Source organism: Rhizobium sp. CNPSo 3670 (assembly GCF_057784555.1).
Genome location: NZ_JBXSOL010000003.1, coordinates 83,224 through 109,794, shown reverse-complemented (window position 1 = coordinate 109,794; position 26,571 = coordinate 83,224). Strand labels below are relative to the sequence as shown.

General features: G+C 62.0%; 21 protein-coding genes. 14 read left to right on the top strand and 7 right to left on the bottom strand.

The genetic code is table 11. The features are described from left to right. The first annotated feature begins 95 nt into the window (after positions 1–95). The 4 genes from AC13QO_RS03715 to AC13QO_RS03700 all read left to right on the top strand — a co-directional run bounded on the left by AC13QO_RS03715 (position 96) and on the right by AC13QO_RS03700 (position 6,094). Positions 96–1,979 (top strand): ABC-F family ATP-binding cassette domain-containing protein, encoded by a 1,884-nt coding sequence (locus tag AC13QO_RS03715; RefSeq protein WP_488539953.1) that lies wholly within the window; start codon positions 96–98, stop codon positions 1,977–1,979. Between the two features lie 127 nt (positions 1,980–2,106). Next, positions 2,107–2,958: a polysaccharide deacetylase family protein gene (locus tag AC13QO_RS03710; RefSeq protein ID WP_488539952.1), complete on the top strand. Its 852-nt coding sequence runs from the start codon at positions 2,107–2,109 to the stop codon at positions 2,956–2,958. Between the two features lie 67 nt (positions 2,959–3,025). Next, positions 3,026–5,068, top strand: a complete 2,043-nt coding sequence (locus AC13QO_RS03705) for a prolyl oligopeptidase family serine peptidase (RefSeq protein WP_488539951.1) — start codon at positions 3,026–3,028, stop codon at positions 5,066–5,068. Positions 5,069–5,167: 99 nt separating this feature from the next. Then, on the top strand, positions 5,168–6,094 hold the full coding sequence (locus tag AC13QO_RS03700) for a Gfo/Idh/MocA family protein (protein ID WP_285192785.1): 927 nt from the start codon (positions 5,168–5,170) through the stop codon (positions 6,092–6,094). A 45-nt stretch (positions 6,095–6,139) separates the two neighbouring features. On the opposite strand, the gene AC13QO_RS03695 is transcribed toward AC13QO_RS03700, so the two are convergent. Both AC13QO_RS03695 and AC13QO_RS03690 read right to left on the bottom strand, forming a co-directional pair. Then, on the bottom strand, positions 6,140–6,589 hold the full coding sequence (locus tag AC13QO_RS03695; protein ID WP_285192784.1) for a DNA polymerase III subunit chi: 450 nt from the start codon (positions 6,587–6,589) through the stop codon (positions 6,140–6,142). After that, complete coding sequence (locus AC13QO_RS03690; RefSeq protein WP_285192783.1) at positions 6,586–8,079, bottom strand: leucyl aminopeptidase; 1,494 nt, start codon at positions 8,077–8,079, stop codon at positions 6,586–6,588. Before AC13QO_RS03690 ends, AC13QO_RS03695 begins: the two co-directional genes overlap by 4 nt. A 143-nt stretch (positions 8,080–8,222) precedes the next feature. On the opposite strand from AC13QO_RS03690, the gene AC13QO_RS03685 reads away from it, so the two are divergent. The 7 genes from AC13QO_RS03685 (at position 8,223) to rsmA (ending at position 16,683) form a co-directional block, all read left to right on the top strand. Beyond that, on the top strand, positions 8,223–8,996 hold the full coding sequence (locus AC13QO_RS03685) for a phosphatase PAP2 family protein (RefSeq protein WP_488539950.1): 774 nt from the start codon (positions 8,223–8,225) through the stop codon (positions 8,994–8,996). Positions 8,997–9,095: 99 nt separating this feature from the next. Then, the gene (lptF, locus tag AC13QO_RS03680; RefSeq protein ID WP_085777662.1) at positions 9,096–10,277 is read left to right on the top strand and encodes an LPS export ABC transporter permease LptF; all 1,182 of its coding nucleotides are present in this window, start codon (positions 9,096–9,098) and stop codon (positions 10,275–10,277) included. After that, entirely contained in the window at positions 10,274–11,362 is a 1,089-nt protein-coding gene (lptG, locus tag AC13QO_RS03675) for an LPS export ABC transporter permease LptG (protein WP_085777661.1), read from the top strand. The genes lptF and lptG overlap by 4 nt, the downstream gene beginning before the upstream one ends. Beyond that, positions 11,362–13,692, top strand: a complete 2,331-nt coding sequence (locus AC13QO_RS03670) for an LPS-assembly protein LptD (protein ID WP_488539949.1) — start codon at positions 11,362–11,364, stop codon at positions 13,690–13,692. Before lptG ends, AC13QO_RS03670 begins: the two co-directional genes overlap by 1 nt. A gap of 184 nt (positions 13,693–13,876) precedes the next feature. After that, positions 13,877–14,821 carry a SurA N-terminal domain-containing protein gene (locus AC13QO_RS03665; RefSeq protein WP_085777659.1) on the top strand — a complete coding sequence of 315 codons (945 nt, stop codon included), beginning with the start codon at positions 13,877–13,879 and terminating at the stop codon, positions 14,819–14,821. Between the two features lie 6 nt (positions 14,822–14,827). Continuing rightward, a complete protein-coding gene (gene pdxA / locus AC13QO_RS03660) occupies positions 14,828–15,856 on the top strand; it encodes a 4-hydroxythreonine-4-phosphate dehydrogenase PdxA (RefSeq protein ID WP_488539948.1) in 1,029 nt (342 codons plus the stop codon). Then, positions 15,856–16,683, top strand: a complete 828-nt coding sequence (gene rsmA, locus AC13QO_RS03655) for a 16S rRNA (adenine(1518)-N(6)/adenine(1519)-N(6))-dimethyltransferase RsmA (RefSeq protein ID WP_488539947.1) — start codon at positions 15,856–15,858, stop codon at positions 16,681–16,683. Before pdxA ends, rsmA begins: the two co-directional genes overlap by 1 nt. A gap of 96 nt (positions 16,684–16,779) precedes the next feature. On the opposite strand, the gene AC13QO_RS03650 is transcribed toward rsmA, so the two are convergent. From AC13QO_RS03650 to AC13QO_RS03635, 4 genes are read right to left on the bottom strand one after another with little or no spacing between them, the layout of a single operon-like run. Then, positions 16,780–18,219 carry a coniferyl aldehyde dehydrogenase gene (locus AC13QO_RS03650; protein ID WP_488539946.1) on the bottom strand — a complete coding sequence of 480 codons (1,440 nt, stop codon included), beginning with the start codon at positions 18,217–18,219 and terminating at the stop codon, positions 16,780–16,782. Positions 18,220–18,240: 21 nt separating this feature from the next. After that, positions 18,241–19,347 carry an NAD(P)-dependent alcohol dehydrogenase gene (locus AC13QO_RS03645; RefSeq protein WP_285192775.1) on the bottom strand — a complete coding sequence of 369 codons (1,107 nt, stop codon included), beginning with the start codon at positions 19,345–19,347 and terminating at the stop codon, positions 18,241–18,243. Between the two features lie 31 nt (positions 19,348–19,378). Further along, positions 19,379–20,200: a p-hydroxycinnamoyl CoA hydratase/lyase gene (locus tag AC13QO_RS03640; protein WP_488539945.1), complete on the bottom strand. Its 822-nt coding sequence runs from the start codon at positions 20,198–20,200 to the stop codon at positions 19,379–19,381. Positions 20,201–20,245: 45 nt separating this feature from the next. Then, positions 20,246–21,823 carry an AMP-binding protein gene (locus tag AC13QO_RS03635; protein ID WP_488539944.1) on the bottom strand — a complete coding sequence of 526 codons (1,578 nt, stop codon included), beginning with the start codon at positions 21,821–21,823 and terminating at the stop codon, positions 20,246–20,248. A 197-nt stretch (positions 21,824–22,020) separates the two neighbouring features. On the opposite strand from AC13QO_RS03635, the gene AC13QO_RS03630 reads away from it, so the two are divergent. Then, on the top strand, positions 22,021–22,506 hold the full coding sequence (locus tag AC13QO_RS03630) for a MarR family winged helix-turn-helix transcriptional regulator (RefSeq protein ID WP_488539943.1): 486 nt from the start codon (positions 22,021–22,023) through the stop codon (positions 22,504–22,506). A 78-nt stretch (positions 22,507–22,584) separates the two neighbouring features. Here AC13QO_RS03630 and AC13QO_RS03625 read toward each other — a convergent pair whose 3' ends face one another. Continuing rightward, entirely contained in the window at positions 22,585–23,484 is a 900-nt protein-coding gene (locus AC13QO_RS03625) for a helix-turn-helix transcriptional regulator (RefSeq protein ID WP_488539942.1), read from the bottom strand. A gap of 232 nt (positions 23,485–23,716) precedes the next feature. On the opposite strand from AC13QO_RS03625, the gene AC13QO_RS03620 reads away from it, so the two are divergent. Both AC13QO_RS03620 and AC13QO_RS03615 read left to right on the top strand, forming a co-directional pair. After that, the gene (locus AC13QO_RS03620; RefSeq protein WP_488539941.1) at positions 23,717–25,180 is read left to right on the top strand and encodes an aldehyde dehydrogenase; all 1,464 of its coding nucleotides are present in this window, start codon (positions 23,717–23,719) and stop codon (positions 25,178–25,180) included. Positions 25,181–25,246: 66 nt separating this feature from the next. Beyond that, entirely contained in the window at positions 25,247–26,566 is a 1,320-nt protein-coding gene (locus AC13QO_RS03615; protein ID WP_488539940.1) for an ABC transporter substrate-binding protein, read from the top strand. The last annotated feature ends 5 nt before the right edge of the window (positions 26,567–26,571 follow it).

Here is a 26,571-nt window from a genome sequence, read left to right as displayed (position 1 = left end):
AGCTCGCGGCCGGACGAGCAAGCTCGCCGCCGAGCGAGCTCGCCGGGGGATAAGCGGTCTTGCCTTGCCGGGCGGTTTCGGCCAAAAAGCCGGCCATGATCACAATTACCGACATTTCCGCCCGCATCGCCGGACGCCTGCTTCTCGATAATGCCAGCGTTTCGCTGCCTTCGGGCACGAAAGCGGGGCTGGTCGGGCGCAATGGCGCCGGCAAATCCACGCTGTTTCGCGTCATCACTGGCGAGCTCGGCTCGGAGACCGGCTCGGTGTCGATTCCGAAGGCGGCGCGTATCGGTCAGGTGGCCCAGGAAGCGCCGGGAACCGAGGATTCCCTGATCGAGATCGTGCTTGCCGCTGACAAGGAACGCGCGGCCCTGCTTGCCGAAGCAGAAACGGCAAGCGACCCGCACCGCATCGCCGAAATCCAGATGCGCCTCGTCGATATCGATGCCCATTCGGCCGAGGCGCGGGCTGCGAGCATCCTCGCCGGCCTCGGCTTCGACAAGGCGGCGCAAGCCCGCCCCGCCTCCTCCTTCTCCGGCGGCTGGCGCATGCGCGTAGCGCTCGCCGCGGTGCTGTTTGCCGAGCCGGACCTGCTTCTGCTCGACGAGCCGACCAACTACCTCGACCTCGAAGGCACGATGTGGCTGGAGGACTATATCCGCCGCTATCCGCACACGGTCATCATTATCAGCCACGACCGCGATCTCCTGAACAATGCGGTCAATTCCATTGTCCATCTCGACCAGAAGAAGCTCACCTTCTACCGCGGCAATTATGACCAGTTCGAGCGGCAGAAGACGGAAGCCGACGAGCTGCAGACGAAGGCCAGGGCGAAGAACGAGGCAGCGCGCAAACATCTACAGAGCTTCATCGATCGCTTCAAGGCCAAGGCTTCCAAGGCCCGGCAAGCGCAATCGCGCGTCAAGGCGCTCGAGCGGATGGGGACGGTCGCCGCTGTGATCGAAGACCACGTTCAGCCGATCAGCTTTCCCGAGCCCGAGAAGCAGCCGGCCTCGCCGATCGTCGCGATCCAGAACGGCGCCGTCGGCTACGAACCCGGCAAGCCCATCCTGAAGAACCTCAACCTGCGCATCGACAACGACGATCGCATCGCCCTGCTCGGTTCGAACGGCAACGGCAAGTCGACCTTCGCCAAATTCATCTCAGGGCGACTGGCGCCGGAGAGCGGCGAAGTGAAGCTCGCACCGAGCCTGAAGATCGGCTTCTTCGCCCAGCATCAGCTCGACGATCTGATCCCCGAACAGTCGGCGGTGGAACATGTGCGCCGGCTGATGCCGGCCGAACCGGAGGCCAAGGTGCGCGCCCGCGTTGCGCAGATGGGGCTGGCGACCGAAAAGATGGCTACCGCCGCCAAGGATCTTTCCGGCGGCGAGAAGGCACGCCTGCTGATGGGGCTCGCCGCCTTCCATGCGCCGAACCTGCTCATTCTCGACGAGCCGACCAACCATCTCGACATCGACAGCCGCCGTGCTCTGATCGAGGCGCTGAACGATTACAACGGCGCCGTGATCCTGATCTCGCACGACCGCCACCTCATCGAGGCGACCGTCGACCGGCTGTGGCTGGTCAACGGCGGCACTGTCACCACCTTCGAAGGCGATATGGACGAGTATCGCGACCTCATCGTCAGTTCCGGTAAAAAGAAGGAAGACAGGCCGCAGACCAGCGACGATACGACTTCGAAGGCCGACCAGCGCAAGCTCAACGCGGAAAAGCGCGCCTCGCTGACGCCGCTGAAGAAAAAGATCAACGAAATCGAATCCTTGACGGCGAAGCTGGAGAAACAGATTCAGGCTCTTGATGCGGAGCTTGCGGATCCGACTCTTTATGAGAAGACGCCCGCCAAAGCCGCCGAAAAGGCAAAACAGCGCGGCGAGGCCGCGGCAAAACTCACTGCTGCCGAGGAAGAGTGGCTGATGCTGTCGTCCGAATATGAAGAGGCAATGGCAGGATAGCCACAGTCTTTTAGGAAACGCCGCGGACTGCCACGCGTTACGAGAATTCCTGCCGATCTCAACCGATCGTTAATCATAATTCGAAAGGTTGTCTCAACATTCATTACTGATTTGTTGAGCCCTTTCCATGCATCGATTTCTCGTTCTTTCCTGGATCGCCCTTGCGGCCGCCCTCTCCGCCTGCAGCACGACCAGACAAGCTCCCGACACCTCGATCAAAACCGCCTCCGTAGTTGCGCCCGAGGGGCGGACGCCTTCCGGCAATCCGGCCAAGGATGATGATGCAACGCCGCTCTTTCTCGGCCCGCATCACCTTTCCGGGAGGACGCTGGAGGTCTCTTCACTTGCCGATTTCAAGCTCAACGACAAGGAAGTGATCCTGAGCTTCGACGATGGCCCGATCCCCGGCCGGACGGACAAAGTGCTGGCGATTCTCGACCAGTTCGGCGTCAAGGGCGCCTTCATGATGGTCGGCGAGATGGCCGAGATGCATCCGGCGCTGGCGCGCAAGGTGGCAATGGAGGGCAATGCGGTCGGCAGTCACACCTATGACCATGCCAACTTGACCTCGCTGAGCTTCGATGCGGCAATGGACGAGGTGCTCAAGGGCGAGCTGGCGGTGACCAAGGCGACGGGAACAGACGTCTCCTTCTTCCGCTTCCCCTATCTCGCCGAGAGCCAGAGGCTGCGCGCCGCTATCGCCATGCGCGACATGGTCGTCATGGATGTCGACATCGACAGCAAGGACTACTTCACCAGCACACCCCTGTCCGTGACGCAGCGGACGATGAACCTGCTGCACAAGCGCGGCCGCGGCATCGTTCTGATGCACGACATCCACAAGCGCACCGCGAGGATGTTGCCGACCCTGCTTTCGAAACTCGAAGCCGAAGGCTACAAAGTCGTGACGCTGAAGTTCAAGAAGCCGCAGGTACCGAACGATCTCGTCGCCTCGGCCGATGTGGTGATGACCCGCTAACGCGCCTTGCCAAGGCGGAGCAGGCTGCCTAGATCTGGGCGACGTCAATGCAAGCGGCAGCTCAGATATGAACCTTCATCTCGAAACGGACGAAGATCCGCGGACCCGCCAGTTCATCGCTGAACACAATGCGCTCTCCGAGGCCGCATTGAGAACGCAGCAATTTGCCGAAGATCGCGACGCGATCAAAGCGCTTATCGAGCGGCAGGACAGGCTGATCGTGCCGATGCGCCGCGGGGGCTGGCTGTTCGATTTCCGGCAGAGCAAGGACAATCCGCTCGGCGTCTGGCTCCGCCTGCCGGCGGACCAGGCTCCCCTGCCCGATGCAGCCTGGGAGCCGGTCTTCGATCTCGATGCCTTCTGCGCCGGCAAAGGCAAGCGCTGGAACTGGCGCGGCGCCGTCACCTGCCCGTGGGAACCGACCCGCGTCCTGCTCATGCTTTCGGACGGCGGTTCCGACCTCATCCGCCTGCTCGAATTCGACGCCGAACACAAACAGGTCGTGAAGGGCGGTTTCGACACGCCCGCCGCGCGGTCGCATGGCACGTGGCTCAGCCGCGACGAGATCTGTTACTTCGGTTCGATCGACCGATTTTCGGCGACCCGCTCGGGATGGCCGCGCGTCGGGCGGCGGTTGAAGCGCGGGCAGCGGCCGGAAGAGGCCGCCATCATGTTCGAAGCCGCAGACGAGGATGTCTATGGCTTCAATCTCGTCATCGACCCTGCCCTATCGGGCGGTTCGACAGATACCGGGCTGATCGACATTTTCGTCGCCAGCCATGAAATCGGCGTGGCCAGCGCTTTCCTCATTGCCGATGACGGCGCGCAACGGCGCATCGATCTGCCCAAGGAAGCCGATTTTCAGTTCAATCATAATCATTGCCTCTGGCGAGCAAAGACCAAGGAGCGCGTTGCGACCGGCAGCCTGGTGCTGCAACGCTTCGACCCCAGTTCGGAGACGATGCCGCTGGGGCCGGAGCGGATCCTGTTTCAGCCCGGCGAAGGCCAGTCCGTCGCGCAGATGATGCTGATGCGCGAATGGTGTGTCTTCATCGTTTCCGACCGGCTGCGGCCGCGACTTCTGGTGCTCGACCTCACAAAGCCTGATGCCGAACAGCGGGAAATCGCGCTGCCGGCGGAGATGCAGACGGCTTATGTCAGGCCCCTCTATGCGGATCTGCATCATGGCGACGACACACTCCACATCGTCGGCCAGGGTTTCCTGCAGCCGCCGACCTGTTACCGTCTCGAACTCTCCGATCGCAGCAGAGAGCCCGAGCCGATCTTCACAGCGACGGCGCCGAGCTATTTCGATGCGACTGATATGTCGTCGGAACTGCTGGAGGCTGTGTCCGAGGACGGAACCAGGGTCGCCTACCGGCTGGTGCTGCCGCGGCAGTGGACCAATGGCGCACTGCCGGTGCTGATCTACGGCTATGGCGGATTCGACGTCTCGCTGTCGCCGAATTACTCCGGCGTAACCGGCCGCTGGCTAGAGCAAGGTGGCGCCTATGTGCAGGCCTATATCCGCGGCGGCGGTGAATTCGGGCCTGACTGGTATCGCAGCGCCAAACGGCACGGGCGAGACCGGGCCTTTGCCGATTTCGTCGCCATCGCCCGCGATCTGGTCGCTCGCGGTTACACCATGCCATCCCGAATTGCCTGCCAGGGCGGCAGCAATGGCGGCCTGCTGACGGGCGTGATGCTGACGCGCTACCCGCATGATTTCGGCGCGGTCTGGTGCCAGGTGCCGGTGCTCGACATGACACGCTTCCACCTGTTCAGCGCCGGCCAGGCGTGGATGGATGAATATGGCGATCCAGATACGCCGGCGGACAGGGAATTCATGCTCGGCTATTCGCCGCTTCACAATATCCGGCCGGCCAGCGAGGTCACTTATCCGCCGATCTATATTGAAAGCTCCAGCAATGACGATCGCGTGCATCCCTCGCACGCACGCCGTTTTGCTGCGCGGCTGGAGGAAGCGGGACATCAACTGCTCTTCCACGAATTCGGCTTAGGCGGGCATGGCGGCGACGGCAGTTCCGAGGAGCGCGCCGCCCGCGCGGCGATGGGTTACAGCTTCCTTCGCGAGACCATCATGCGATAGGATAGAAAGGAATGGGAGGAGCAGAGCTTGTCGGCGCTCTTCTTTCTGCTACAACACGCCCAATAAATCATACTTTTCATACAGGCACGAGCGAAACACATGTCCCCTATCAACCTCGCCATCGTCGGCGTCGGCAAGATCGTCCGCGACCAGCACCTCCCTTCCATCGCCAAGAACCCGGACTTCAAGCTCGTCGCCACGGCAAGCCGTCACGGCACGGTCGAAGGCATCAACAGCTACACCACGATCGACGCGATGCTCGACGCCGAGCCTTCGATCGATGCCGTGTCGCTCTGCATGCCGCCGCAATATCGCTATGAAGCCGCCTATAAGGCGCTCGTCGCCGGCAAGCATGTCTTCCTGGAAAAGCCGCCGGGTGCAACGCTGAGCGAAGTGGCCGACCTCGAGGCGCTGGCGAACAAGCAGGGTGCTTCGCTGTTTGCCAGCTGGCATTCGCGTTATGCGCCGGCCGTCGAATCCGCCAAGGCCTTTCTTGCTTCGACGACGATCAAAAGCGTGCATGTGATCTGGAAAGAGGATGTCCGCCACTGGCATCCGAACCAGGACTGGATCTGGCAGGCCGGCGGCCTCGGCGTTTTCGATCCCGGCATCAATGCGCTGTCGATCGTCACCCATATCCTGCCGCGGCAGGTCTTCATCACCGGGGCTGTGCTGGAATTCCCAGAAAATCGTGATGCGCCGATCGCCGCCGACATTCACTTCCGCGATGCAGACGGCCTGCCGGTTCATGCCGAATTCGACTGGCGCCAGACTGGCAAGCAGAGCTGGGACATCGTTGCGGAAACGGCAGCCGGCCAGATGGTCCTCTCCGAGGGCGGCGCCAAGCTTTCCATCGACGGCACGCTGACATTCGCCGAACCGGAACAGGAATATCCTTCGCTCTATCGCCGCTTCGCTGAGATCATCAAGGCGGGCAAATCGGATGTCGATCTCGCACCCCTGCGCCACGTCGCCGATGCTTTCATGCTCGGCAAGCGGAAATTCGTCGAGGCGTTCCACGACTGAGCCATTTGAGGTCCTTGCCTGTCGGCTCCGACGGCAAGGACCCGCTCAAGCCTTCTTCTCCCACCGCCCTTCCGGTGTCTGCTGCCAATAGGTGAGGTTATGCCCCTCGCCTTTCAGCTTCTTCCATTGCGCGCGGGCAGTTTCCAACTGCTCCTGATCGTGACCGTCGAACATGAAGACGACGCGCTCATAGGCATCGGCCGGCGGCGGCTCGGCACCGTCGACAACGAAACGAACCGTCGCCGCATTGGCATTGTCCCCCGTCGCAGTCAAAAGCACCGGCTGGCTTTCGGCAAAATCGCCTTCGTCGGTCCCATGCGGCAGGAAACTCTCCTCCCGGAACGTCCAAAGATGCGCATCGAGTGCATCGCGCCGCGCCGCCTCGCGCGTCTGGACGACGACGCGCCAGCCGCGCTCGACACTTTTGTCGAGGAGCGGTGGAAGCGCGTCTTCCAGCCTGGTTTCGGTCAGATGATAGAAGAGAACGTCGGTCATCGGGATTCATGATGCGCGCGAACGAGCTCGTCGAGCAGGCGCACGCCGAAACCGGAACCCCAGGACTGGTTGATCTCATCCTGCGGCGAGCCCATCGCCGTGCCGGCGATATCGAGATGCGCCCAAGGCGTCTCCTGCACGAAGCGTTTGAGGAAATGCGCCGCGGTGATCGAGCCGGCCTGGCGGCCGCCGGTGTTCTTCATGTCGGCGAATTTGCTGTCGATCAGCTTGTCATAATCCTTGCCGAGCGGCAGGCGCCAGAGTTTCTCGTTTGTGGAAAGGCCGGCCGCCGTCAGCTGTGCGGAAAGCTCGTCGTCATTGGAGAACAGGCCGGCGTGCACGTTGCCAAGCGCCACCACGATTGCACCGGTCAGGGTGGCCAGATTGATCATGAACTGTGGCTTGAAGCGATCATTGCAATACCAGAGCGCATCGCAGAGCACGAGGCGGCCTTCGGCATCGGTGTTGATCACCTCGATCGTCTGGCCGGACATGGAGGTGACGATGTCGCCCGGGCGCTGGGCGTTGCCATCGGGCATGTTCTCGACCAGGCCGATGATGCCGACCGCGTTGACGGCGGCTTTGCGGGCGGCGAGCACGTGCATCAGGCCGGTCACGGCGGCGGCACCGCCCATATCCCCCTTCATATCCTCCATGCCGGCGGCCGGCTTGATCGAAATGCCGCCGGTATCGAAAACGACGCCCTTGCCGATGAAGGCGACCGGACGGTCCTTGCTCTTGCCGCCCTTCCACTGCATGACCGCCAGACGCGGCGGACGCACGGAGCCCTGCGCAACACCGAGCAACGCACCCATGCCGAGACGGCGCATTTCCTTCTCTGTTAGGATCTCCACCTCGACGCCCAGCTTTTCCAGTTCCTTCGCCTTGGCGGCGAATTCGACAGGTCCAAGCGCGTTCGGCGGTTCGTTGACAAGGTCACGGGCGAGATTGACACCGCCTGCGATCGCTTCGGAATCGGAAAACGCCTTCCTGGCGCCGGTCGCATCGGCGGTGACGATCGTCACCTTAACGGGTTTTGCCGGCTTTTCCTCGTCATCATTCCTCTTTGTCTTATAGGCATCGAAGCTGTAGGCGCGCAGCAGCATGCCGAGCGCGAAATCAGCGGCGGCGCGCGCGTTCGTCTCAAGGCCGGGCACGTCGACGAAGATGGCGGCCTTGTCGGTATTCTTGATTTTCGACGCCGCGGCGCCGCCGGCTTTCAGCCAGTCGTGAGCGGTGAGTTCGCTGGCCTTGCCAAGCCCGACGACAACGATGCGCTCGACGGGGGCTCCTTCCGGGGCGACAATATCAAGCGCGGCCATTGATTTAGCGGAGAATCGAGCGATCTTGGCAGCCTTGGCGATCACGCCTGCCGGATCAGCCGTTTCGGTGCCTGCGGCGCTGTCGGCCTCCGCAGTTTTCAGCAGGATCGCGAGCCCGCCATTGAGCTTTACCGACTTCGAGAATGAAATTTCGAACTTTACTGACATGTCTTCTCCGCTGGGATTCTTGAAATCCGTCCCTGGCGGATAATTTCGCGTTTGGCGGGTCTGTCAATGGCTCGCGACTATTGTTATGGTCGCCCGCGGCCGTCCAGGCTCTCGTGTTTTCGTCAGTTTCGTAGATATTCGCGTTGACAGTTTTTTCGAAAAATCGATGGCAGGGCCCTGTGATCCGCCTGCCGAAAACGACTTTCGGTGCATTCCTGTTTCTGTTCTGGGCGTGGTGGGCGCTGCTTGCCATCTTTCGCGCCTTCCCTGGAATAGACGTTTATTTTTCCCAGCTTTTTTTTGTGGGCGCAGATTGTGACGCGACTGCCGCTGCCGGGAGCATCTGCGGCGGCTTTCCCTATCGCGACTCGGGGAATTTCGACCTGCTGCGAACCATCTTCTTCCGCCTGCCCTACGTCGTGGCGATCGTCATGGCGTGGAAACTGATCGAATGCTACCAGCAGCACGGCGCGACCTTCAACGCCGAGCGGGCGCGTAAGCTCAAGGTCGCGCTCGGAACGCTGCTGATCGGGCCGGTGCTGCTCGTCAATGTTATCCTGAAGGAACATTGGGGCCGGCCGCGGCCGGTGCAGACGGACATTTTCGGCGGGAGCCTGCATTTTGTCGAGGCCGGCTCACTTGCCGGCAAATGCGTCTCGAACTGCTCCTTCGTGTCCGGCGAGGCGGCGAGCGCTGGATGGCTGTTCTGCCTTCTGCTCTTCGTCCCGAAATCGCTGCGTTATGCGCTGGTGCCACCGGTCGCCGCGATCTCGCTCCTGACGCCCGCCATGCGGCTATCCTTCGGCGCGCATTATCTTTCCGACGTGACGCTCGGATGGCTCTCCTCGCTTGTCATCTTCGCAGCGCTGCTGGCGTTAACTGAGTCGCAACAGGGCCAAAAAAATTCTGAAAATTGAATGAATTTTTGACACCTGCTTGTCGCAAAAGCGCGACAAAGAGCGTAGAGGGATTCTCCTGCAAGCCGTTTTGGCGTGCAGGTGCTTTCAAGGGCCGGCATGAAACTACTCGAGACATACATATTGCGGCGCGTCGGCCAGATGTTTCTCGTGGCGCTCCTGCCCGTGTTGGCAATCATCTGGACGACACAGGTCCTGCAGCGCATCAATCTCGTCACCGACAGCGGCCAGTCGATCGGCTCGTTTGCCAAGCTGGCGACGATGATCCTGCCGTCGATCATTCCCGTGGTGCTGCCCTTCGCCCTCGTCATCGCCATCACCCAGACGCTGACGACGATGAACAACGATTCCGAGCTGACCGTCATCGACGCGGCCGGGGCACGGCGCACCATTCTGGTCCGGCCGATCCTGCTGCTTGCCGCCGTCATCAGCGTTTTTTCCTTTTTCGTCGACAACATCGTCGAGCCACGGGCAAAGACGGTGGCGCGTCAGATGATCGCCGAAACCTACGCCGATCTCCTCTCCTCGGTTATCGAAGAAAAGACCTTCCGCAAGCTCGACGAAGGTCTCTATGTGCAGATCTCACAACGCCTGGCGGGGCGGATGCTGAAGGGCCTATTCGTCGCCGACGAGCGGGACCCTGCCTACGAGCTCATCTATTACGCCAAGGAGGGCGCCGTCGACGATACCGGCACGACGCTGATCATGCACGACGGCGAGGTGCATCGCAAAACGCCCGACGGCAACGTCTCGGTCATCAATTTCGATTCCTATTCCTTCGACCTCTCCGACATGACGGAGAGCCGCGGTCAGGCGACGCTGAAAGCCAGCGACCGTGACCTGTGGTTCCTGTTCAATCCGGATCCGAACGACAAGGACTATACGATCCGCCCCCAGAGCTACCGCGCCGAATTGCATCGACGGCTGACGGACTGGATCCTGCCCGTCGTCTTTGCATTGTTCTCACTGGCGATCGCCGGCGACGCGCGCTCGCACCGGGAAGCGCGACTGCATCCGATGGTGAGCGCGCTCGGCTATGCTTTCGCGCTACGATGGGCTGCTTTCTACGCGGCAAACCAAATCGACACCGATCCGGAATATATCGCGGTTCTCTACGCCATCCCGATCGTCAGCAGCATCATCTCGATCATCTTCCTCGGCCTGCACAAGCGACTGGTCATGCCTTCGTTCGTCTGGGACCGGATATCGGTTTCCTGGAGACGCATGCAGGAAAGACTGCTTACCGCGACCAGCAGGTCCGGCGGGGGCGCGGCCCAATGATGTTCGGGACATTGTCGCGTTATTTCTTTCGCCGTTATCTGGCGACGACCTGCTGGTTTCTGATCGGCGTATCGGCGATCGCCTTCCTGCTTGATTTCAGCGAGACGGCTGGGCGCATGTCCGGCCTGCCCGGCTACACGATCGGCGGCGGCATCGTGATGACCGCCGTGCGCTTGCCGCTCATCCTGCAGCAGACTATCCCCTTCGTCGCCCTCTTCGTCGGCATGACGGTGCTGATCGGGCTCAATCGGAAATATGAGCTCGTGGTCACGCGCGCGGCCGGCATCTCGGTCTGGCAATTCATGTTTCCGTTCATCGCCGGCTCAATTGCGCTCGGCGTGCTGACGATGACGGCGCTCAACCCGCTTGCCGCCTGGGGACAGCGCCAGGCGCTGCTGGTCGAGTCCGACTGGCGTGGCGAAAACGCGGTTCTGCGCAAGGCGCCGCAGATTCCGTGGCTGCGCCAGATCAGTGGCCGCGACGATGTCATCATAGGCGCCCAGACGGTCCAGGAGAACGGAACCAAGCTGATCGACGCCGTATTGATCCATTTCGATTCAAGCGGCCGAGTCATTTTGAGACAGGATGCCGCCACGGCAAAGTTGGAAGATGGTTACTGGCAGCTTAACGGCGTCGTCGAGCGCAAGCCTGGCGAAATCCCACTGCGCAAAGCTTCGGTCCAACTTCGCACCAATCTGAAACAGGATTTTGTTCAGGAGCGGCTGACAGCGCCGGAAACAATTGGTTTCTTTGACCTTTCCAATCGCATTGCGGCGGCCAAATCCTTCGGCATCTCGACCAAGGCCTTGGAGACGCAATTCAACTCCCTGTTGTCTCAGCCTTTGCTGCTGGTGGCCATGACTCTCATTGCTGCAACAGTGTCCCTAAAATTTAGCCGGTTCAACCAATCCCGCTCCGTGATTCTGGGTGGAATCCTGTCAGGCTTCATGCTTTATGTCGTCACCGTGCTTGTTAAAGCATTCGGAAGCAGTGGAGTCGTGCCTCCCTTCGTGGCGACCTGGATACCGGTTGTCGTCGCGTTGGCCTTGGGCGCGACTATTTTGCTTCATCAGGAGGACGGCTAGTGGCGGTAGGCGACCGCAAGTATTTTAGTAAACAGTTGGTTGCCCTGCTTGTCGGTGCGGCTCTATGTTCCTATTTCGGCAGCGCCCCGGCCTCCTATGGCCAGGCCAACACGCCTGAACAAAATATCGAGAATAAGATTCCCGAAGGGGCCAAGCTTCTGCTTTCGGCCAATGAACTCGTCTATAACCGTGACGCCGAACTCGTGTCGGCGATCGGCGGCGTGCAGATCAACTATGGCGGCTACAAAATGGTCGCGCAGAAGGTCGAGTACAACCAGAAGACCGGCCGGATGATGGCGCTCGGCAATGTCGAGCTCGTCAGTCCGGACGGCAACCGCATCTATGCCGACAACCTAGACGTGACCGACAATTTCGCCGACGGGTTCCTGAACTCGCTGCGCATCGAAACTTCCGACAATACGCGTATCGTCGCCGAAAGCGGCGAGCGGGTCGGCGGCACGAAGATGATTCTCAACAAGGGCGTCTATACCGCCTGCCTTCCCTGCGCCGAAGATCCGAAGCGCGCACCGTTCTGGCAGGTCAAGGCCAAGCGCGTGATCCAGAATGGCGAAACCCATACGATCCGCCTGGAGCGGGCGCGTTTCGAGCTGCTTGGTTACCCGATTGCCTTCGTGCCGTTCATCGAGGTTCCCGACAATACGGTGAAGCGCAAGTCCGGCTTCCTGTTCCCGACGATGAGCCTGTCGCAGAACCTCGGCTTCGGCCTTTCCATTCCTTATTATTACGTGATCTCGCCGAGCATGGATGCGACGGTCACGGCGACCGGCTACACGGCCCAGGGCTTCCTGGTCGAAGGCGAATTCCGTCAGCGATTCGAAAACGGCACGCATATCCTGCGCGTCGCCGGCATCGACCAGGCAAAGCCGGACAATTTCAGCTCGGGCACCAGCGATGCCGAAGCCGAGCAGCGCGGCATGGTGGCGTCAAAGGCGGAGTTCCGCATCAATCCGCGCTGGACGTTCGGCTGGGACGTCATGGTGCAGAGCGACAACAATTTCTCGAAAACCTACAAGCTGCGCGGCCTGAGCGGCACCGATCGCACGAACCAGATCTACCTGACGGGGCTCGGGAAACGGAATTATTTCGACATGCGGGCGTTTTATTTCGATGTCCAGGATGCCGATCGGACGAACACGGCCGAAAAGCAGCAGGCCATCGTCTATCCCGCGCTTGATTATCACTATGTCGCGCCTCAGCCGCTTGCAGGCGGTGAACTTTCTGCGGACGTCAACCTGACGAATATTTCGCGCACACACGACGATTTCTATACCGTCGACGGATTCGACCGGTTCCGTGGCCTGAAGGGCCAGACTTCGCGTCTGACGGCCGAACTTCAATGGAAACGCACCTATGTCACGCCGACCGGTCTGGTGATCACGCCGCTTCTGGCCGCGCGCGGCGACGCTTTCGCGTTGAACATGAACGACCCGACCGGTTACGCCGGCAATTATCTTGACGACGAATCCGCCACTCGCTCGATGTTCACCGCCGGGCTGGAGATGCGGTATCCGATCCTGATGACGACTGATAACAGCACGCATATTCTGGAGCCGATCGTCCAGATCTATGCGCGCCCCGACGAGCAGCTCGCCGGCCGGCTGCCGAACGAGGATGCACAGAGTTTCGTTTTCGATGCCACCTCGCTCTTCGACCGCGATAAGTTCTCCGGTTACGACCGCGTCGAAGGCGGCACCCGCGCCAATGTCGGCTTCCAGTATACCGGGACGTTCGACAGCGGTTACAAGCTGCACGGCATTTTCGGCCAGTCTTATCAGATCGCCGGCCAGAACTCGTTCGCGACCGATGACCTCGTCAATGTCGGCGCGGATTCTGGCCTCGAAACCGACCGCTCCGATTATGTCGGCCTCGGCGGCGTCGAAACGCCGTATGGTGTTTCCGTTGCGGCCTCCTACCGGCTCGACGAGAAGGATTTCGAGTTTCGCCGTGGCGACCTGACGACAGCCTACCAGAACGACACCTTCCAGACGCAGGTGACTTACACGCATCTCAGCGCCCAGCCGGCCTATGGCTTCGCCGAGGACAACGACGAGATCCAGACCAGCAGCAAGGTCAAGTTCAAGGACTATTGGTCGATCTTCGGCGGCATCGCCTGGGATCTGAACAACGATGTGATCAGCCGCCGGACACTCGGCCTTTCGTATGAGGACGAATGCACGATCTTCACGATCGCCTATACGGATAGCAGGGATTCCGACGACGAGTCGGCAAGCGACTGGACGATCGGCGCGCGGCTGACGTTCCGCACGCTCGGCGACATCAAAATCGGCTCCGACACTCTCTCCAACTAGCCGGTGGACGGCGTAAACATGGCCTCAAGTCATTCTTTCGCCGTAAGCCTGTGCAGGACATTGCCGCCAGTCGATATCCGAGGCATAGGAGTTTCGCGCCGCGATGGAAGCGATTTCCGCGTGTCTCGCACTGTGGTAAGGACGCCGCGATCAAAGTCTCGCGGCGCTATTGGGAGGTCAACAGATGATTGACGCGAAAAAAGCCATAACCGCCTTTCTCGCCGGCGCAGCGATCGCTTTGCTGACGGGCCTTGCCGGCCCGGCGCTGGCGGCAAGCGGAGTCCAGGCCGTGGTAAACGGCACAGCCATCACCAGCGGCGACGTCGCCAAGCGTCAGGCCTTCCTGCGCCTGCAGCATACCAAGGCCGACGCCAAGACCGCCACGGAGCAATTGATCGACGAGACGCTCAAGCGCCAGGAGGTCGCCCGCGTCCATATGTCGGTTTCGCAGCAGGACGTCGATGCGTCTTTCGCACGCTTTTCGGCCGGCAACAAACTTTCCGTCGAACAGATGTCGCAGATCCTCGATCGCGCCGGCGTGGGCGTCGACCATTTCAAAGGCTTCATCGCCGTGCAGATGAGCTGGCCGCGCGTCGTCAATGCCCGCTACGGTTCGACCTCGCGACTGTCGAATTATGATCTCGTCTCGCGCATGATGCAGAACAACAAGCAAAAGCCGGTGACGACGGAATATATGCTGCAGCAGATCATCTTCGTCATTCCTGAGGCCAAGCGCGGCGCCATCACCGGTAAGCGCAAAGGCGAGGCCGAGGCATCGCGCTCGAAATTCCCCGGCTGCGATCAGGCAAAGACCTTTGCCGCAACGATGCGCGATGTTTCCGTGCGCGATCTCGGCCGCATGCTTGCTCCCGAGATCCCGCCGGATTGGAAACCTCTGGTCGAGCAGGCCAAGGGCAACACGACAGGCACCCGCGTTACCGAGAAGGGCGTCGAATATCTGGCGATCTGCAGCCAGCGCCAGGTCTCCGACGACCAGGCCGCCGAAATGGTCTTCCGCCAGGAGGATCTCGACAAGTCCAAGGCCGGCAAGAACGGCCCACCGGAAAACGAAAACAGCAAGAAATACCTGGACGAACTGCGCAAGAAAGCGCAGATCGCCTATCGCTGACCGACGATGGCGATACCCTTCTCACGACCGCTTGCGCTGAGCCAGGGCGATCCCGCCGGCATCGGACCGGATATCACCCTGACGGCCTGGCTCCGGCGGCGTGAACTCGGGCTTCCGCCTTTTTTCCTGATCGGCGATCCGGATGTTTTGGCTCTACGGGCCCGCCAGCTCAATCTGGCGGTTTCCATACGTGAGGTCGACACGGCCGGCGTGGCCACCGGCATATTTGCCGATGCTCTGCCCGTTATGAGCGTGCCGGCCGGCATTGAGGTGGTGGCCGGCGAGCCGCATGCGGCAACGGCGAAGGGCACGATCGCGGCGATCGAGAAAGCAGTCTCGCTTGTCATCGGCGGCGAGGCACTCGCAGTCGTCACCAATCCGATCGCCAAGGGCGTGCTCTACGAGGCGGGTTTCAGGTTTCCCGGCCATACCGAATTTCTCGCCGATCTTGCCGCCAGGGCGACCGGCAGGCCGGTGACGCCGGTCATGATGTTGTCGGGACCGAAACTGAGGGCCATTCCAGTTACCATCCACATTCCTGTCCGCGATGTGCCGCAAGCACTGACCGGCGAACTGATCATCGAAACCTGCCGGATCGCCGATGCGGATCTCAGGCAGCGCTTCGGTATCGACGCGCCGCGCCTTGCCGTCGCCGGCCTCAACCCGCATGCTGGTGAAGGCGGAGCGATCGGCACGGAGGATGAGGACATCATCCGTCCATCGATCGAGCAACTGCGTGACGAGGGTATCGACGCGATCGGCCCCCTGCCCGCCGATACGATGTTCCATGACGATGCGCGGGCGCGATATGATGTCGCCATCTGCATGTACCACGACCAAGCGCTGATCCCCGCCAAGGCACTCGGTTTCGACGACAGCGTCAACGTGACCCTCGGACTTCCCTTCGTGCGAACCTCGCCGGACCACGGCACCGCTTTCGGCATTGCCGGCAAGGGACTGGCGCGCGAGCAGAGCCTGGTTGCAGCACTGAAGCTTGCCGCCCAGCTCGGCCGCACCGCCGAAGGCCGCCGCTGATGGCAGCACTCGATGGCCTGCCGCCGCTTCGCGACGTCATTCAGCGTCACGGCCTCGATGCGCGCAAGGCGCTCGGGCAGAACTTCCTGCTCGACCTCAACCTCACGCAGAAGGTCGCCCGCACCGCAGGCGCGCTCGAAGAGACCACCGTTTTCGAGGTCGGCCCCGGCCCCGGCGGGCTGACCCGGGCGATTCTGGCGCTCGGCGCCAAGAAGGTCATCGCCATCGAGCGGGACGCGCGCTGCCTGCCGGCGCTTGCCGAGATCGCCGACCACTATCCCGGCCGACTGGAGGTGATCGAAGGCGATGCGCTGAAGACGGATTTCGAGTCACTGGCGCCGGAAGGACCCGTCAAGATCATCGCCAACCTGCCCTACAATGTCGGTACGCAGCTGCTGGTCAACTGGCTGCTGCCGAGGGCCTGGCCGCCATTCTGGCAATCGATGACGCTGATGTTCCAGAAGGAGGTCGGCGCCCGGATCGTTGCCGGCGAGGACGACGACCATTACGGCCGTCTCGGCGTGCTCTGTGGCTGGCGGACCGAGGCGCGCATGGCCTTCGACGTGTCGCCGCAAGCCTTCACACCGCCGCCGAAGGTGACTTCGACGGTAGTGCATCTTGTCCCCAGGGCGAACCCGATCCCGTGCGCCATCGCCAATCTGGAAAAAGTAACGCAGGCCGCCTTCGGCCAGCGCCGCAAGATGCTGCGCCAGAGCCTGAAGCCACTCGGCGGCGAGAGCCTGCTCATCAAGGCGGGAATCGATCCGGCGCGGCGGGCGGAGACCCTCTCAGTCGAAGAATTCTGCCTTCTCGCAAATAGCCTTTAGCGCCACATCTCCTGTTGGATGCACAAAGGACGTGCCTTAGGTCGCAGGCCGTCCCTTCGCACAGGCGATCGGACGGCTGGGTTGATGAGGAGCGCTTTACCTGCAGATCGCTTCGGCCAGAAAGGCGCGCATCGCCTCGCCGAAGGGCGGCCGCATCATAAGTTCCGCCTCCACCATCTTGCTCTGGTGATAGACGGCGCGCGGATGCGAGAAGGCGAGGAAACCGAACTTGCCGTGATAGGCGCCCATGCCGGAATGACCGACGCCGCCGAAGGGCAGGCCTTCCGCCGTAACGTGGCTCATGCAATCGTTTATGGTCACGCCGCCGGAGATCGTATTGTCAAGAACGCGACGCTCCTCTTCGCCATCCTGGCTGAAGTAATAAAGGGCGAGCGGACGCGGCCGGGCGTTGATCCGATCGATGACGTCGGCGACATCGCGGTAGGAAAGAACCGGCAGAACCGGCCCGAAGATTTCCTCCTGCAGCGCGCGCATATCGTCGGTGGGATCGAGGATCAGGGTCGGTGGCATGCGGTGGACCGGTTGCTGCGAGAAGTTCTCTCCTGCCGGGTTGATTTCGACGATGCGGGCGCCCTTGGCCCTGGCGTCGTCGACCAGGCCCTGCACGCGGCCATGATGACGGGCATTGACGATCGAGGTGTAGTCAGGATTGTCCTTCAGCGTCGGATACATCGCACCGACCGCCGCAACGGCGTGCTCGGCAAAGGCTTCAACGCCTTCCTCGGGCACGTAGACATGATCCGGGGCCAGACAGATCTGGCCGGCGTTCAGCGTTTTGACCGTCATGACCCGACGCGCCGCGTCTGCGAGATCGGCCGAACGGCCGACGATAACGGGCGACTTGCCCCCGAGTTCGAGCGTCAGCGGCGTCAGATTTTCCGCCGCCGCCCGCATGACCTGATGGGCAACCGCCGTGCCGCCGGTGAAGATCAGATGGTCGAAGGCAAGCGAGGTAAAAGCGGTGCCGGTCGCCGGTCCGCCTTGTACCACCGCAATTTCCGTTTCGTCGAAGGAGCGGGCAACGAGTTCCGCCATCAGCGCGGCCGAAGCCGGCGTCACCTCCGACGGTTTGATCATGGCGCGGTTGCCGGCGGCGAGGATGCCGGCAAGCGGGGCAAGGGCGAGCTGATACGGGAAATTCCACGGGCTCAGGATGCCGACCACCCCCTTAGGCTGATAGACTACCTCGGCAACAGCGTCCGGGAACAATGCCTCATGCTGCTCCGGCTTCAGCCATTCGGCAAGATGAGCCTTGGCATATTTGAGCGAACCGACGCAGGTGAAGACGTCGAGAAGCAGGCTCGCCTCGACGCTGCGGCTGCCGAAATCATCCGACAGGGCCGCCGCAATTGCATCCTTGTGATCGACGAGAAGGGCGATGACGCGGTCGATGCGGTCGATGCGGGTCTCGATATCAGGCGGCCCCTCCCTAAGGAAAGATGCCCTTTGCCGGGCAAGCAGCGCCTTCATGGTGTCAGCACTGGTATCGGTGGCGATTGGGGTGACGGTGTTCATTGATTCCTCCCTAAAACGATGTCAGGCGGCAGGCTGGCGCACGATCGGTTTCAGCACGATGCCTCTTTCCGAGTCCTCCACCGCCCGGTTGATGTCGGCAAAATCGTAGAAGCAGACGAGCCTGTCGAACGGGAATCGCCCTTGGCGATGAAGGTCGATCAATAGCGGGATCAGCACGTCGGGATTGGAATCGCCCTCGACGATGCCGCGCACCCGGCGTCCGCCGGACAGGATATGGGTGAGGTCGAGCGTCAACGTCGCCCCGTGCGGCGAAGCCCCGACGATGCCGCATGTGCCACGCGGCGCCAACACCCGCACGCATTGGTCGATGACGGCCGGCACGCCGGAGGCATCGATAGAATAGTCGACGCCGGCACCGGTCAGCGCCATAATCGCGGTGACGGCGTCGATCTTCTTGCCGTTGACGATGTCGGTCGCCCCGAGTTCGGCGGCAAGCGCCAGCCGCGTCTCGTTGACATCAACCGCGATGATTCGTGACGCGCCGACGACGCGCGCCGCCATCACGGCGGCCAGACCAACAGAGCCCATGCCGAAAACTGCGATTATTTTTCCAGGCTCGACGTCGAGCGCGTTCATCACGGCGCCGGCGCCGGTCTGGATACCGCAGGCGAGTGGGCCAAGCAGCGCCAGATCCGCATCTTTCGGCACTTTCACGATATTGCGTTCATGGCAGAGCGCGTGGCTTGCAAAGGACGATTGTCCGAAAATATTGCCATGAATCCGCTCTCCCTCGCATGAGAGTCCGGTCGAACCGTCGGCGCGCGCACCGAAGAAATTGCGCGGGAAAAATTCGTGGCAATAGGTTTCCTCGTGATCTCTGCAGCTCGGGCAATGACCGCAGGAATTGAAGGTCATGACCACGTGATCGCCTGGCGCAACCTTGGCGACGCCCGGCCCGACACGTTCGACGATGCCCGCGCCTTCGTGACCGAGCACGACCGGCTGCGGCACCGGCAGATGCTGGTCGCGCATGACGATATCGGTATGGCAAACGCCGGTCGCCACGACGCGAACCAGGATCTCCCCCTCGCGCGGCTCCTCCAGATCGAGCCTTTCCAGCGAAAACGGCATATGCGGCGCACGCGCCACCGCGGCATGGATCTTCATTCTATCCTCCTCCCGAGATCAATCCGCGCCCTCAGCCGCGCCTGTAGGCGCCGAGTCCCGGCTGATAGGTCTTGTCGTCGAGGAACTGCTTCAGTCCCTCGTCGCGCCCCTTGGTCTTGTCGAGAAACAGCATCTGCTCCAGCTTGGCGTAGATGTAATCGTCGGCGAGATCCCACGGCAGGTTGCGCACCCGCTTATAGGTGTCCTTGGCGGCCTTCAGCGTCACCGGGTTCTTTTCGAGCAGGCTCGCGCAAATCTTGCGAACCCGGGTTTCGAGTTCGGCGAGCGGCACGGCCTCGTTGACGAGACCCATTTCGGCAGCCTTGCGCCCGCCGAAGAGTTCGCCGGTCATGATGTAGTAGAGGGCGTCGCGATGGCGCATCACCTCGGCCACCGCACGCGTGACGTTGCCACCCGGCAAGATGCCCCAATTGATCTCGGAAAGGCCGAAATTCGCCTCCTCGGCGGCGATGGCAAGGTCGCAGGAAACAAGCGGTGTGAAGGCGCCGCCGAAGCACCAGCCATTGACCATGGCGATCGTCGGCTTTTCGAAATACATCAGCCGACCCCACCAGCCGCCGGATTGGCGCCGCGCCTTCAATGTGGCATCGCGCGGCTTGTCGTCATTGTCGCGAAAATATTCCTTGAGATCCATTCCGGCGGACCAAGACTCGCCGGCGCCGCGCAGGACGAGCACGCCGCAGCGCTGATCGCCCTCGAGCTCATCGAGTACCTCCAGCATCCGTGCATTCAAGGCCGGATTCATCGCATTGCGCTTTTCCGGTCGGTTGAGGGTCACGAAAGCGATGCCGTTATCGAATTCGACCAGAACCGGCGATTGGTCTTCAGTCATGAGGTCACTCCATTGGTTTCGGCGTGATTGCCGAGGGCCGTTTCATCAGGCCTGTCGTTGAAGGGTTTCGTCGGCATGAAGCTGGCGCAGAACATGTTTCTGCACCTTGCCGGAGGCGGTGCGGGGAACGGCTTCGACGAAGAGGATCTGCGCCGGGCGCTTGAAGGCGGCGAGCCTCGCCGCGCAATGGCCAGCAATCGCCTCGCCCGTCACCACGGCGCCCGGCCGCAGCACGACACAGGCGACGCCACATTCTCCCCACCTGTTATTGGGAATGCCGACGACCGCGACGTCGAGGACATCGGGATGGCTTGCGAGTACGGCCTCGACTTCGGCCGGATAAACATTCTCACCGCCGCTGATATACATATCCTTCAGCCGGTCGACGATGCGATAGAAGCCGTTTGCTTCGCGCCGGCCGAGATCGCCGGTACGGTACCAGCCATCGGTGAAGGCGGCGAAGGTTTCGGCAGGCCTGTTCCAGTAGCCCGGCGTCACCGCCGGTCCACGCAGCCAGAGTTCGCCAATCTCGCCGCGGCCAACGTCGTGGCCACCCTCGTCGACAATGCGGATGTCGACCAATGGTGCGGGAAGACCGACGCTGCCGGGATTGTCCTGCACCGCGCGCCGGTCGATCGGCACATGCAGCACCGTTCCGGCCTCGCTCATGCCGTAACCGTTGACCAGCGCAACGCCGTCATCGAGATAGCTTTCGATCAGCGCCTGCGTCAGCGGCGCGCCGCCGACGAAGAGCGCATGCAGGCCAGAGAGAGCCGCGGCGCTATAGGCGGGATCGTTGCGCAGAGCGAGGGCGATCTGCGGCACGGCGAAATAATGGGTGACGGCGCGCTCACGCAAGACGGCCAGCGTGCGCGCCGGGGTGAAGCGGTCGGAGATGACGAGCGTACCGCCCAGCATCAATGTGGTGCGGGCCACGGCGATCAGGCCGATCGTGTGGAAGAACGGCAGATCGCACAAAGCGACCGAAGCCGGCCCGATTTCCCCGACGAAGGAAAAATTGATGGCGGCAAAGAAAGCATTGCGGCCGGTGATAACGACGCCCTTCGGCTGCCCTGTCGTGCCCGAGGTGTAGAGAAGGACGCACGCCCGATCGGCATCTCCGGACACCGGATCGGCGGAGGCGCTCGCCTCGATGCGGGCCGAAAGCCCGGCTGGGCCATCTGCCGTGGAGATCACCGCCATGTCGGGATCGGCATCTGCGAGGCTTGCCACAACTTCCGAAAACTCTTCGTCGCGGACCAGGAGCGCCGGCGCGCAATCGGCAAGGATCGGCAGCAGTTCGGCGGCGGCGAGACGCCAGTTGAGCGGCACATAAACCGCGCCGACGCGCTGGCAGGCAAAAGCCAGCACGATCGAATCGATCGAGTTGCGCGCCAGCATAGCGACCCGCGCCCCGTCCTGGCGTGCTCCGAGAATATCATCGAGGAAACCGGCGCATCGAGCGATCCGCATATTGAGCTCGTCATAGGAGAGCTCCCGGCCGGTGGCGATCTCGAACAGGGCCTGTCGATCCGGCGCGACACGGGCGCGGTAAAGGACGGGATCATCCGCCACCAGTCCGCAATCGACGGACGAAAACACTCCGGAAAAGGAATGCGCCATTTTTCCCCCAACGCCTGCCGCTCCTCCGCGGCCGACAAATTTGTATGTAACACATACTAATATTTTTTGAGCAGGATGCAAGAGGCTGCTCGCAGCAAATCCGTCTACGCCGACAAGCTCTGGGAAATCTTCGGGCGCATATTGACTAAGCTGCTGATTTTGATGGTTATGGCGCCTTGACCGGGCGAGAACGAATAATGGCCGCAAAACCACCGAAGGATGATTTTGAGAGCGAGGATGCTCCGGCGACGCCATTGCTCGACGTCGGCCGGCTTGGCAATCTCCTTGGTTTCCATCTGCGTATGGCGCACGTCGCAATCTACCGCGACTTCGCTGAAACCATGGAGGAGCTGGGGCTGACGCAGAAACAGCTCGCGGTGATGGAACTGCTTGCAGTCAATGCGGGCGCATCCCAGATCGACCTTGCCAATACGCTCGGCACTGACCGCGCGACCATGATGGCCCTCGTCAACCGGCTGGCAGCCCGCGGTCTCATCGAGCGCCGCCCTTCAGCTGCGGACCGGCGCCGCCAGGAACTGCGTCTGACGATGGGGGGTCACGCCATGCTCGCGCGGGCGCGCAAGCTGATCGATGCGCACGAACAGCGTTTCATCGACCTGTTTTCGCAAGATGAAATGGATGCTCTGCTGGCTGGTTTGAAGCGGATATATAAGCGCGACTGAAACCTGCTTCCGCCCTTTGCCGGCTTGCCAGAACAGAATAGGAGCCTTGGCAACTCCGGCGATGCAATGCGCGCAAACCTAAGGCCAATCCGCATAACCCGAGGAAAGCATGCTGTTTTCCGAGCCGGTGGAAGCGCGGGCGATCTCACGGTAGCCGGCGGGGGAAAGGCCGGTTTTGCGCTTGAAGAAATGGCTGAAATAGGTCGGGTCGCGAAAGCCGAGGCTGTCGGAGATTTCCTGGATGTTGCGGGCCGAGCGCTCCAATCTCAGCTTTGCCTCCTGCACCACGCGCTCGTGCAGAAGCTGGATCGGCGAGCGGCCGAGCGCCCTTTGGCAGATCGAATGCAGGCGGTCGGCGGTGACGCCCAATTCCGCGGCATAATCGCTGATCGGCCGGTGCTGGCGGAAACCGGCCTCGACCAGTTGGCGATAGCGCTGCAGGATCGATCCGGTTTCGCCTTGCCCGCGCGGCTCGCTTCTTTCGCCGTCGCTGCCGCGCCACAGCGTCATGAGGATCAGCCTGAGATAGGCCGAGACCACCATCCAGGAGGCCCGGGCGGGATCGCCGAGTTCCCGCACGAAGCCTGAGATCAGAGGGCTGATTTCAGCCACCAGCAAGGACTCCCGTGCCTCGACCAGCTTGCGCTGCTCGGTGAAGAGGCGCAGCGAGTAGGATTCCACCTTGTCGCCGATCGCATCGACCATTATCTGCGCCGAGGCGCCGATGAGATGGGCGGCACTTCCGGCAGCAATCGACAGATCGCAGCGTGCTTGCGGCGGTAGGAAGGCAAGCAGCGGCCCGTGCAGCGGCCGGTCTTCGCCGCTGTCGAAATGAAGGTCGGCCGCGCCGTCGCCGAGCAGCAGGAAATGGTGGAAATCGGTATAGAGCCCTTTTTGCAGACGGATACGCCGATGCGACAGCGCCGGCGCATGCCACTCGCCCCTGGCATAGTGATGAATGCCTCCGTCCGTAGCCAAAACCGCTCCTTCGCTTCTGTCAAATAGTGCCGCAATCGCCGGATAATTACAATATTAACCCAATAAATCGCATTCCATCCGTAAACGATCGGCGTAACTTATCGTCATCAGCCTTTGGGAGGAGGCATTTCATAGACATCGGAACGCTTAAGCGGCCTCCAGGCCGGCGCGTCCGCTCGTCTTCTCCCGTGGCAATAATGCGGCGTCAGCACTTGGCGCCAGCATGTGACAAATGGGTGAAACCGTGTTTTCGGCAAAGCTGATGATCAACAACGAGGCGATGGATGCTTCCGAGGGGGCCACCTTCGAACGCATCGATCCGCTGACCGGCGATGTCGCGACGATCGCTCCGGCAGGATCCGTCGCCGACATGACCCGGGCCGCCAATGCAGCCGCTGCCGCCTTTCCCGATTGGTCGCAGACCGGCCCCGGGGAACGGCGCAAGCTGCTCAATGCCGCCGCCGAACTTCTCGATGCCCGTGCGCCGGAACTGGTTGCCGCCATGACCGGCGAAACCGGCGCCACGACGCAATGGGCGGCGATCAATTGCCGGCTCGGCGCCGATATTTTCCGCGAGGCGGCGGCGATGACCACGCAAATCTCGGGCGAGCTCATTCCATCGGGCATTCCCGGAAACCTTGCCATGGCGGTGCGCCAGCCGGCCGGCGTCTGCGTCGGCATCGCGCCCTGGAATGCGCCCATTATTCTCGGCACCCGCGCCGTCGCCATGCCGCTTGCCTGCGGCAACACCGTCGTCCTGAAAGCCTCCGAACTCTGCCCGAAGACCCATGGCCTGATCGGCGACATCCTGCGTGACGCCGGTTTTCCCCCCGGCGTCGTCAATGTCGTTTCCAATGCGCCGAGCGATGCCGCCGCCGTCGTCGACGCCCTGATCGCCCATCCGGCCGTGCGCCGCATCAACTTCACCGGCTCCACCCGCGTCGGCAGGATCATCGCGGAAACGGCGGCGCGGCATCTGAAGCGCTGCCTGCTCGAACTCGGCGGCAAGGCGCCGTTCATCGTGCTGGCCGATGCCGATATCGACGAGGCGGTGGGGGCTGCCGCCTTCGGCGCCTTCATGAACCAGGGCCAGATCTGCATGTCCACCGAGCGGATCATCCTGATGGACGAGATCGCCGACAGCTTCGTCGGCAAATTCCGGGCGAAGGCCGAAACCCTCGTTGCGGGCCATCCCGGGGACGGCAATACGCCGCTCGGCACGCTGATCAACGCCGAAGCGGCGCGGCGTGTGAAGTCGCTCGTCGACGATGCCCTGCAGAAGGGCGCGGTGCTCGTCTGCGGCGGCCGGCCCAACGGCACGCTGATGGATGCAACTGTCATCGATCACGTGACGCCTGCCATGCGCATCTACCGCGAAGAGAGTTTCGGGCCGGTGGCGGCGATCCTCCGGGTCCGCAGCGTCGACGAGGCGGTGACGGTTGCCAACGACAATGAATACGGGCTCTCGGCGGCGGTTTTCAGTGCCGACGTCAATGCGGCAATGGCCGTTGCCATGCGGCTTGAATCCGGCATCTGCCACATCAACGAGGCCACGGTTTCCGACGAGCCGCAAATGCCGTTCGGCGGCGTCAAATCAAGCGGCTACGGTCGCTTCGGCGGCAAGGCCGCAATCGACGAATTCACCGAGCTCAGATGGATCACCATGGCATCGGGGAAACGACGCTACCCGATCTGAGTCCGGATCGGGATGAACACAGGAAACGGGCTGGGGAGGCCCGCATCAAGAGGGAGGAACGATTTCATGAACGGCATTTTCCGCAACGGCAAACTCAACGCGGCGTCTCTCACCCGCCGCTCTTTCATCGCATCGGCTGCCGCAGGCAGTGCAGCGCTGGCGCTTTCCGGCCGCACGACTTTCGCCCAAGGCGGCGATACGCTGAAGGTCGGCTTCATCAGCCCGCGCACCGGCCCTCTCGGCGGCTTCGGCGAGACCGACGGCTATGTGCTGGAACTTGCGCGCAAGGCGCTGGCGAACGGCCTGCAGGCGGGCGGCAAGACCTGGAAGGTGGAGATACTCGACCAGGACACCCAGTCCGACCCCTCGCGCGCCGGCCAGCTGGCGAAGGACCTGATCAACAATGAGGCGATCGACCTGATGCTCGCCGTCTCGACGCCCGAAACCATCAATCCGGTGGCCGATGCCTGCGAGGCGGCAGGCATTCCTTGCCTCTCTACCGTGATGCCCTGGGAAGCCTGGTATTTCGGCCGCGGCGCCAAGCCCGGCGCGCCCTCGCCGTTCAAATGGACCTATCATTTCGGTTTCGGCGTCGAAGAGTTCCACAAGGCCTATGTCTCGCAGTGGAACCTGATCGAGACCAACAAGAAGGTCGGTGTCATGTATCCGAACGATGCCGACGGCAACGCGATCCGCACCCATCTGGCGCCTGCACTTGCCAAGGCGGGCTTCACCATCGTCGATCCCGGCGCCTATGAAACCGGAACCACCGACTTTTCGGCCCAGATTGCTCTTTTCCGGCAGGAAGGCGTAGAGATCTTCAACTCCTTCCCGATTCCGCCCGATTTCGCCGCCTTCTGGCGTCAGGCGGCACAGCAGGGTTTGACCCAGCAGATCAAGATCTGCCAGGTCGCCAAGACGGGCCTTTTTCCATCAGACATCGAAGCGCTTGGCGATCTTGGCCTCAACATCGGCAGCGCCGCCTACTGGCACAAGGCCTTCCCCTACAAATCCACGCTGACAGGCGTCTCCGGAACCGAACTCGCCGACGGCTATGAAGCGGCGAGCGGCAAGCAGTGGACACAGCAGCTCGGCGCGAGCCTGGCGCTGCTCGACGCCGGCTTCGATGCGCTGAAGGCGAGCACCGACGTCAAGAGCAAGGAGGCGGTGGCCAAGGCGCTCGCCACGCTGAAGACGACGACGATCGCCGGCAAGGTCGACTTCACCAGCGGTCCCGTTGCCAATGTTTCTCCCGGGCCGATCATCGGCACGCAGTGGGTGAAGGCGCCGGAGGGCTCGAAATTCGCGCTCGACTACGTCGTCACCGAAAACGCCACCGACCCCAATGTTCCGGTCGGCGCCAAGCTCACCGCCTACAACGGATAGCAACA

Coding starts and splice junctions, on each gene's coding strand:
- AC13QO_RS03715 (WP_488539953.1), top strand. CDS start 96: ATGATCACAATTACCGACATTTCCGCCCGCATCGCCGGACGCCTGCTT.
- AC13QO_RS03710 (WP_488539952.1), top strand. CDS start 2,107: ATGCATCGATTTCTCGTTCTTTCCTGGATCGCCCTTGCGGCCGCCCTC.
- AC13QO_RS03705 (WP_488539951.1), top strand. CDS start 3,026: ATGAACCTTCATCTCGAAACGGACGAAGATCCGCGGACCCGCCAGTTC.
- AC13QO_RS03700 (WP_285192785.1), top strand. CDS start 5,168: ATGTCCCCTATCAACCTCGCCATCGTCGGCGTCGGCAAGATCGTCCGC.
- AC13QO_RS03695 (WP_285192784.1), bottom strand. CDS start 6,589: ATGACCGACGTTCTCTTCTATCATCTGACCGAAACCAGGCTGGAAGAC.
- AC13QO_RS03690 (WP_285192783.1), bottom strand. CDS start 8,079: ATGTCAGTAAAGTTCGAAATTTCATTCTCGAAGTCGGTAAAGCTCAAT.
- lptF (WP_085777662.1), top strand. CDS start 9,096: ATGAAACTACTCGAGACATACATATTGCGGCGCGTCGGCCAGATGTTT.
- lptG (WP_085777661.1), top strand. CDS start 10,274: ATGATGTTCGGGACATTGTCGCGTTATTTCTTTCGCCGTTATCTGGCG.
- AC13QO_RS03665 (WP_085777659.1), top strand. CDS start 13,877: ATGATTGACGCGAAAAAAGCCATAACCGCCTTTCTCGCCGGCGCAGCG.
- pdxA (WP_488539948.1), top strand. CDS start 14,828: ATGGCGATACCCTTCTCACGACCGCTTGCGCTGAGCCAGGGCGATCCC.
- rsmA (WP_488539947.1), top strand. CDS start 15,856: ATGGCAGCACTCGATGGCCTGCCGCCGCTTCGCGACGTCATTCAGCGT.
- AC13QO_RS03650 (WP_488539946.1), bottom strand. CDS start 18,219: ATGAACACCGTCACCCCAATCGCCACCGATACCAGTGCTGACACCATG.
- AC13QO_RS03645 (WP_285192775.1), bottom strand. CDS start 19,347: ATGAAGATCCATGCCGCGGTGGCGCGTGCGCCGCATATGCCGTTTTCG.
- AC13QO_RS03640 (WP_488539945.1), bottom strand. CDS start 20,200: ATGACTGAAGACCAATCGCCGGTTCTGGTCGAATTCGATAACGGCATC.
- AC13QO_RS03635 (WP_488539944.1), bottom strand. CDS start 21,823: ATGGCGCATTCCTTTTCCGGAGTGTTTTCGTCCGTCGATTGCGGACTG.
- AC13QO_RS03630 (WP_488539943.1), top strand. CDS start 22,021: ATGGCCGCAAAACCACCGAAGGATGATTTTGAGAGCGAGGATGCTCCG.
- AC13QO_RS03620 (WP_488539941.1), top strand. CDS start 23,717: ATGGGTGAAACCGTGTTTTCGGCAAAGCTGATGATCAACAACGAGGCG.
- AC13QO_RS03615 (WP_488539940.1), top strand. CDS start 25,247: ATGAACGGCATTTTCCGCAACGGCAAACTCAACGCGGCGTCTCTCACC.